Below are 6,526 nucleotides of genomic sequence, written 5' to 3' on the forward strand. Positions count from 1 at the left end.
CCCTCTTTCGCGTTCCCGGTGTCAGAACACCCCGGCTCAGAGCACCTTGGAGAGGAAGGCCTTCGTCCGGTCGTGCTGGGGGTTGCCCAGCACCTCGCGCGGGTGGCCCGACTCGACGACCACGCCGCCGTCCATGAAGACGAGGTTGTCGCCGACCTCGCGGGCGAAGCCCATCTCGTGCGTGACCACGATCATGGTCATGCCCGATTCGGCCAGGTCCCGCATGACGTCCAGGACGTCACCCACCAGCTCCGGGTCGAGCGCCGAGGTGGGCTCGTCGAAGAGCATCAGCTTCGGCTCCATGGCCAGCGCGCGGGCGATCGCCACGCGCTGCTGCTGGCCGCCGGAGAGCTGGGTGGGGTAGTTCCCGCCCTTGTCGCCCAGGCCCACGCGGTCCAGCAGGCGCACCGCGCGCTCGCGGGCCACCGCCTTGGACTCGCCCTTGACCATGACCGGGGCTTCCATGACGTTCTCTATGGCCGTCATGTGCGGGAAGAGGTTGAAGCGCTGGAAGACCATCCCGATGTCCCGGCGCTGGGCCGCGACCTCGCTGTCCTTCAGCTCGTAGAGCTTGTCGCCCTTCTGCTTGTACCCCACCAGCTGGCCGTCGACCGACAGCCGGCCGGCGTTGATCCGCTCCAGGTGGTTGATGCACCGCAGGAAGGTCGACTTGCCGGAGCCGGACGGGCCGACCAGGCAGAAGACCTCGCGGGGGGCGACCTCCAGGTCGATCCCGCGCAGGATGTGGGCGGCGCCGTACGACTTGTGGACGCCTTCTGCCTTGACCATCGGCTGGGCGGTCACTTCGCCACCTCCGTACGGCGGAACATGTTCAGGTTGGCCTTCAGCCGCTGCAGCGGCGTCGGCGGCAGGCTGCGCAGCGAACCGCGGGCGTAGCGGCGCTCCAGGTAGTACTGGCCGACGCTGAACACGCTGGTCAGCGCCAGGTACCAGATGGAGGCGACGAAGTACATCTCGATGATCGCGCCGGCGGTGCTGCCGATGTTGGAGCTGGCCCGCAGGAGTTCGGTGTACTGGACCGCCGAGACCAGGGAGGAGGTCTTGAGCATGTTGATGAACTCGTTGCCGGTCGGCGGGATGATCACCCGCATCGCCTGCGGCAGCACGATCCGGCGCATCGTCTGCGTCCGGGTCATGCCCAGTGCGTGGGAGGCCTCGCTCTGGCCCTCGTCGACGGACTGGATGCCCGCACGGACGATCTCCGCCATGTAGGCGCCCTCGTTCAGGCCCAGGCCCAGCAGGGCGACCATGAACGGCGTCATGACGTCGACGGTCTCGTTCTTGTAGATCGGCCCCAGGTTGATGTACTGGAAGATCAGCGGGAGGCTGAACCACACCAGCAGCTGCACGTAGACCGGGGTGCCGCGGAAGAACCAGATGTACAGCCAGGACACGAAGCTGGTGACCGGGTTGTGCGAGAGCCGCATCACGGCGAAGAGGATGCCGAGCACCAGGCCCAGCGCCATCGACGCGACACTGATGATGATGGTGTTGCCCAGGCCGCTGAGGACCGAGGAGTCGAACAGCTTGTCGCCGACCGTCCCCCAGATGATCTTGCCCTGGGAGAACGCGTAGACCAGCCACGCGAGCAGCACGGCCACGACCACGGCGCTGACCCAGCGTCCGTAGTGCCGTACCGGGATGGCCTTGATCGCCTCGTAGGGGGTGCCCGAGGCGCCGGGTCCGGCCGGCGGGGTTGCGGCCGGACCCTTGTCGATCTTGTCAGTCACAACGACTGCCCTTCAGTGGAGCGCTCGGATCACTTGCCTGCGTTGATCGTGGCGGACGGCACGGCGCTGTCCTTCACGTTCCACTTCTCCAGGACCTTGGCGTAGGAGCCGTCCTTGATGATGGCGTCGAGGGCTTCCTTGATGGCGTCGCGCAGCTGGGTGTTGTCCTTGGAGACCGCGATGCCGAAGAGGCCGACGTCGGTCTGCTGGCCGCCGACCTCGAAGTCGTTGCCGCCGCCCGAGGTCTTGGCCGCGTAGGCGGTGACCGGGAAGTCGTTGAGGTCGGCCACGGCGCCGCCGGCCTTGACGCGGGTCTGGGCCTCGGCGTCGGTGTCGAACGCCTCGATGGTGAGCTTCTTGTCCCCGCACTTCTCGGCCTGCGCCTTGAAGGTGTCCTCGTAGGTGGTGCCCCGCTGGACGGCGACCGTCTTGCCGCACAGGTCGTCGAAGGACTTGATGTTCTCCGGGTTGCCCTTCTTGACCAGGAGCGAGACGCCGGAGGAGAAGTAGTCGACGAAGTCGACGCCCTTGCCGATCTTGGCGCCCTTGTCGTCCAGGCCCTCCTGGCGCTTCTTGTTGTCCGTGATCGAGGACATGGCGATGTCCTGGCGGCCGGTCTCGAGCGAGGTGAGCAGGCCGTCGAAGGTGCCGGAGGTGAACTGGAGCTTCACACCGAGCTGCTTCTCGAGCGCCTGGGCGATATCGGGGTCGACGCCGACGATCTTGCCGTTCTCGACGTACTCCATCGGGGCGTAGGCGGTGTCCGAGCCGACCTTGATGACGCCGGCGTCCTGGATCTTCTTCGGAAGCTTGGAGAACAGCGGAGCGTCGCTGGTCTTCTCCTTGGTGGCGGAGCCGCTGTCGGTCTGGTCCCCACAGCCGGTGAGGATCAGGGCACCGGCGACCGCGATCGCGCCGACCGCGGCGATCCGGGACCGGGAGGCGGTCGAACGACGGGTGATGCTTGCGGTCATGAGCTGGTTCCTCCGGCTGGTGGAAAAGCACCGAAAAACGGTCGGGCACGCACCATCGAGTGTCGCGACCTTGTGTGATTACGGCATCTTGCCATTCGGACTGACGCATTCAGGCTGCCCGCGAGGTCAAAATCAGATAACGGACACCCCCGGCTACCCAACAGGACTGCGGGCAAGGGCCCCCGGAGCCGCACAAACCGCCGTGACCTGCCCGTTCCGCCTCACTATTTGCGGTGCGTCTCGCCCATTGGACACACGGGTTTGGACTTTTAGCCAAAACCATGACAAGCAGCCTATGGTCGAGCCGGAATCGACTCGTCTGGGTGAGCGTTCATCCGGTAGAACAGATCCTTACACCCCTCATCCGGGGCTCAGGGCGCGCGTGCGGCGCGCCCGCGCGTACGAACCTCCCCTCCGCGGAGGCGGTCCAACCGCCGATGCGGAGTACGAACGCGGTGCCCGCCCACCCCTTAACCAGGAGTGGCCACCCTCAACGATTCAAAGGACTTAAGGGGTCACACAAAGTGGCAGCGGAGATCGTCAACCCTCACACCGACAACGCGACGGACAACAACCCGGACGCGGTGTTCGCCCTGCACCGGGGCGGCAAGATGGCCATCCAGGCCACGGTGCCGGTCACCAACAAGGACGACCTGTCCCTCGCGTACACCCCCGGCGTGGCGAAGGTGTGCAGCGCCATCGCCGAGCAGCCGGAGCTGGTGAACGAGTACACCTGGAAGTCCAACGTGGTCGCCGTCGTCACCGACGGCACGGCCGTGCTCGGTCTCGGCGACATCGGTCCCGAGGCCTCCCTCCCCGTGATGGAGGGCAAGGCCATCCTCTTCAAGCAGTTCGGCGGCGTGGACGCGGTCCCGATCGCGCTCGCCACCAAGGACACGGACGAGATCGTCGAGACGGTCATCCGTCTGGCGCCGTCCTTCGGCGGGGTGAACCTGGAGGACATCTCCGCCCCCCGCTGCTTCGAGATCGAGCGCCGCCTCCAGGAGGCGCTGGACATCCCGATCTTCCACGACGACCAGCACGGCACGGCCATCGTGACGCTGGCCGCCCTGCGCAACGCCGCCAAGCTCACCGGGCGCACGCTCGGCGACCTGCGCGCCGTGATCTCGGGTGCGGGCGCCGCGGGCATCGCCATCGCCAAGATCCTCGTGGACGCGGGCATCGGCGACGTCTGCGTGACGGACCGCAAGGGCGTCGTCTCGGCGGACCGCGGCGATCTGACGGACGTCAAGGCGGAGATCGCGGGCCTGACCAACAAGACGGGCCAGACCGGCTCGCTGGAGAAGGCCCTCGCGGGCGCGGACGTCTTCATCGGCGTCTCCGGCGGAACCGTTCCCGAGGAGGCGGTGGCCTCGATGGCGAAGGACGCGTTCGTCTTCGCCATGGCCAACCCGAACCCGGAGGTCCACCCGGACGTCGCGCACAAGTACGCGGCGGTCGTGGCCACGGGCCGTTCGGACTTCCCGAACCAGATCAACAACGTGCTGGCCTTCCCGGGCATCTTCGCCGGTGCCCTCAAGGTCCGCGCCACCCGGATCACCGAGGGCATGAAGATCGCCGCCGCCGACGCCATCGCCGGTGTCGTCGGTGACGAGCTCGCCGCCGACTACGTGATCCCCTCGCCGTTCGACCCGCGCGTCGCGGAGGCCGTCTCCACGGCCGTCGCCGCCGCGGCCAAGGCCGACGGCGTGGCCCGCCTGGCCTGACCTGGGCGTTGAGCTGTAGGGGCGGCGGCCCGGCCGGAGCGATCCGGCCGGGCCGCCGGCTTTGGGCCGGGTGCGACGAAGACCTCACCACCCCGTTCCCCGAGGGGCTGGAACCCGGCCGTACCCAGCGGTAGCGTCGCGGCATGTTCGCTGCCTATGCCGCCCGAATCGACCGTGACCACCCGCTGAACGGCCTGGAGCTGGGGGAGCGCCCCGCTCCCGAGGCCCGGCCCGGGTGGGTGACCGTGAACGTCAAAGCCGCCTCCCTCAACCACCACGACCTGTGGTCGCTGCGCGGGGTGGGCCTCGGCCAGGACAAGCTCCCGATGATCCTCGGCTGCGACGCCGCCGGGACCGACCAGGACGGCAACGAGGTCGTCCTGCACTCCGTGATCGGCCAGAGCGGCCACGGGGTCGGCCCGGACGAGCCCCGCTCGATCCTGACCGAGCGCTACCAGGGGACCTTCGCCGAGCAGGTCACCGTGCCCGCCTGGAACGTGCTGCGCAAGCCCGCCGGGCTCTCGTTCGAGGAGGCCGCCTGCCTGCCGACGGCCTGGCTGACGGCGTACCGGATGCTGTTCACCAACGCCGGGGTGCGCCCCGGGGACTCCGTCCTCGTCCAGGGTGCCGGCGGCGGGGTCGCCACCGCCGCCATCGTCCTCGGCAAGGCCGCGGGCCTGCGCGTCTTCGCCACCAGCCGGGACGAGGCCAAGCGCAAGCGGGCCGTGGAGCTGGGCGCCCTGGAGGCGTACGAACCGGGCGCCCGGCTGCCGCAGCGGGTGGACGCCGTGATCGAGACGGTGGGCGCGGCCACCTGGTCCCACTCGGTGAAGTCGCTGCGCCCCGGCGGCACCCTGGTCATCTCCGGCGCCACGAGCGGCGACCGCCCCGCGCACGCCGAGCTGACCCGGATCTTCTTCCTGGAGCTGAAGGTGGTCGGCTCGACGATGGGCTCGAAGGACGAGCTGGAGGACCTCCTGGCGTTCTGCGCGACCACCGGGGTGCGGCCGGTCATCGACGAGGTGCTGCCGCTGGACCGGGCGCGCGAGGGATTCGAGAAGCTCGCGTCGGGCGACCTCTTCGGAAAGGTCGTCCTCACCCCGTAGCGGCGGCGACCCGTCGTCAACAAGGGTTGACACACCTCCCGCGTCAACCTAAATTGACGTCATGACGGAAGCAACCGATCTCGCCGAACGGGCCGGAGACCGTGACCCGCGCGTGGGCCTGCGTGCCGTGGCCGCCCTCCGCAGGCTGCTGGAGCAGCTGGAGGCCGTACAGGTACGCAGTGCCCGCGCGCAGGGATGGTCCTGGCAGGAGATCGCGGCCGAGCTGGGCGTCAGCCGGCAGGCCGTGCACAAGAAGCACGGGAGGCTCTGATGTTCGAACGCTTCACGACCGAGGCCCGCGACACCGTGACCGGCGCCGTGGCCGAAGCCCGGCGGGCCGGATCGGCCTCGGTCACCGAGGAACACCTGCTGCTCGCCCTGCTGTCGCGGGGCGCGCTGGACGCCCTGGACGTCGACCGCGCGGCGGTGGCGGCGGACCTCGCCGCGGCCCGCCGCCGGGGCGGCCTGTCCCGGGCGGACGAGGAGGCGCTGGCCGGGCTCGGCATCGACCTTTCGGAGATCGTCTCCCGCGTCGAGGAGGCCCACGGCGAGGGTGCGCTCGCGGCCCCGGCGCCGCGCAGGCGGACCCTGGGCGCCTCGCTCCGGTCGGCGTGGGGACGGGACGACCCGGACGGCCGCGCCGGCCACCGCCACCTCCCCTTCACGGAGGGCTCGAAGAAGGTCCTGGAGCGCTCGCTCCGCATCGCCCTCGGGCGCAAGGACCGCCACATCGGCACCCTGCACCTGCTCCTGGCCCTGGTCTCCCGGCCCGGGACGGTCTCCGAGGTCCTGACGGACCACGGGGTCACCTACCCGGCGGCCGAGGCGCGCCTGGCGGCCTGACAGCGACGGCCCGGCGGCGCTGCGGCCCGGGGGGGCCCGGCCCGCCCCCCCCCCCGCCCCGGGGCGGCGGGGGGCGGGGTGGGCGGGGCGGCGGCGGCGGGGGGGGGGGCGCGGGGGGGGCCCCC

7 protein-coding genes are annotated in these 6,526 nt (G+C 69.9%); 4 read left to right on the top strand and 3 right to left on the bottom strand.

The window, feature by feature from the left end:
* Window positions 1-36: 36 nt before the first annotated feature.
* From AB0D44_RS27475 to AB0D44_RS27485, 3 genes are read right to left on the bottom strand one after another with little or no spacing between them, the layout of a single operon-like run.
* Entirely contained in the window at window positions 37-789 is a 753-nt protein-coding gene (locus AB0D44_RS27475; protein WP_208948825.1) for an amino acid ABC transporter ATP-binding protein, read from the bottom strand.
* A gap of 11 nt (window positions 790-800) precedes the next feature.
* Entirely contained in the window at window positions 801-1,751 is a 951-nt protein-coding gene (locus tag AB0D44_RS27480) for an amino acid ABC transporter permease (RefSeq protein WP_362595719.1), read from the bottom strand.
* A 29-nt stretch (window positions 1,752-1,780) separates the two neighbouring features.
* The gene (locus tag AB0D44_RS27485; RefSeq protein ID WP_362595721.1) at window positions 1,781-2,725 is read right to left on the bottom strand and encodes an ABC transporter substrate-binding protein; all 945 of its coding nucleotides are present in this window, start codon (window positions 2,723-2,725) and stop codon (window positions 1,781-1,783) included.
* 524 nt (window positions 2,726-3,249) lie between these two features.
* Here AB0D44_RS27485 and AB0D44_RS27490 point away from each other — a divergent pair.
* From AB0D44_RS27490 to AB0D44_RS27505, 4 genes are all read left to right on the top strand, one after another.
* The gene (locus AB0D44_RS27490; protein WP_362595723.1) at window positions 3,250-4,452 is read left to right on the top strand and encodes an NADP-dependent malic enzyme; all 1,203 of its coding nucleotides are present in this window, start codon (window positions 3,250-3,252) and stop codon (window positions 4,450-4,452) included.
* Window positions 4,453-4,595: 143 nt separating this feature from the next.
* Window positions 4,596-5,558, top strand: coding sequence for a zinc-binding dehydrogenase (locus AB0D44_RS27495; protein WP_362595725.1), 963 nt, complete (start codon window positions 4,596-4,598; stop codon window positions 5,556-5,558).
* Window positions 5,559-5,619: 61 nt separating this feature from the next.
* Window positions 5,620-5,829, top strand: coding sequence for a helix-turn-helix domain-containing protein (locus AB0D44_RS27500; RefSeq protein WP_042818984.1), 210 nt, complete (start codon window positions 5,620-5,622; stop codon window positions 5,827-5,829).
* Window positions 5,829-6,401, top strand: coding sequence for a Clp protease N-terminal domain-containing protein (locus AB0D44_RS27505; protein ID WP_362595727.1), 573 nt, complete (start codon window positions 5,829-5,831; stop codon window positions 6,399-6,401). Before AB0D44_RS27500 ends, AB0D44_RS27505 begins: the two co-directional genes overlap by 1 nt.
* Window positions 6,402-6,526: the final 125 nt, after the last annotated feature.

The organism is Streptomyces sp. NPDC048349 (assembly GCF_040651925.1).
Classification (GTDB): domain Bacteria; phylum Actinomycetota; class Actinomycetes; order Streptomycetales; family Streptomycetaceae; genus Streptomyces.